At 65.5% G+C, this 1,028-nt stretch carries 2 protein-coding genes and 1 pseudogene; 1 reads left to right on the forward strand and 2 read right to left on the reverse strand.

The window, feature by feature from the left end:
* Together ACZ6R6_RS49360 and ACZ6R6_RS49365 are read right to left on the reverse strand one after the other, a co-directional pair.
* A pseudogene (locus tag ACZ6R6_RS49360) lies at nucleotides 1–182 on the reverse strand (hypothetical protein); the annotation flags it as partial.
* Between the two features lie 41 nt (nucleotides 183–223).
* Nucleotides 224–493, reverse strand: a complete 270-nt coding sequence (locus ACZ6R6_RS49365; protein ID WP_470104484.1) for a hypothetical protein — start codon at nucleotides 491–493, stop codon at nucleotides 224–226.
* A gap of 143 nt (nucleotides 494–636) precedes the next feature.
* Between ACZ6R6_RS49365 and ACZ6R6_RS49370 the strand changes: the two genes are divergently transcribed.
* Nucleotides 637–1,028, forward strand: a 392-nt coding sequence (locus tag ACZ6R6_RS49370; RefSeq protein WP_470104485.1) for an XRE family transcriptional regulator, incomplete at its 3' end; no start/stop codon positions are given.

Here is a 1,028-nt window from a genome sequence, read left to right on the forward strand (position 1 = left end):
TTCTCCGCCTCGCGCTTGGCCTCCTTGGGGCTGTTCTCGAGGGCCATGCCGTTGAAGCCGCGCTCCTCGAGCACGCTCGCCTGTCCCGTCGTGGCCGGAGCGGCGAACGCCGCCACCGGAGCGAGGACGGTGAAGCCGGTGATCACCGCGGCGACGACGCCGCGGGTAACGATCGAACGCATTCCTGTAGACCCCTTTTGTTGTGTGGTTGCGGTATCAGGGTTCAGCGCTGGCAGTACACCGTCGCGGTGCCGAACCAGATGCCCGGGATGTCTCCGGCCCTCGCGCTGGAGTTGCTCACATAGCACTGAGAGCGCAGGAATCCGGCCCACTCCGCCTTGCTGTAGGCGTGGTACACCGCGCTGCTCACCGCGCTGCCCTGGCTCGTGCCCTGAGCGGTCGCGGTGAACGAACGGGCTTCCGCCGACGCCGGCCCCGCCGCGATCACGATCGCGGCGGCGGCCAGTACGGCGGCACCCAGCATCTTCTTCATCCGCCTCCCCCCTCTCATTCATCTCAGCTAATATGATCAAGACACAAGCTAGCCACGCACCATGGCGATGTCAACTGATATGAATGATCATCTCTTGATCATTCATCTCTGCTGTCATCGCCGCCTATCTTCCAGAGGCGCAGATGACCGACGAGCAGGACCGCGCACCGGTGGCCGGCACGCTCAGCGACCGGATCGACCACCTGTTCCAGGTGGTCCGTCGTCCCAACGGCGAGCAGCACAGCCACGAGGAGGTGGCCAAGGCCTGCCGGGAGAGCACCGGTGAGACCTTCTCCGCGACCTACCTCTGGCAGCTCCGCACCGGCCGCAGGGACAACCCGACCAAACGACACCTGGAAGCCCTCGCCGCCTTCTTCCAGGTGCCACCCGCCTACTTCTTCGACGACGAACAGGGCGCGGTGATCGCCAAGGAGCTGGAACTGCTCGGTGCGTTGCGCAACAGCGCGGTGCGTGATGTGGCACTGCGTGCGGTCAACCTCTCCGAGGAGGGCCTCGGCACGGTCGCCGACATCAT

This window comes from Streptosporangium sp. NPDC048886 (assembly GCF_055586905.1).

Bases quoted from the DNA above. Each gene is read 5' to 3' on its own strand.
- ACZ6R6_RS49365 (WP_470104484.1), bottom strand. From the start codon at position 493: ATGAAGAAGATGCTGGGTGCCGCCGTACTGGCCGCCGCCGCGATCGTG.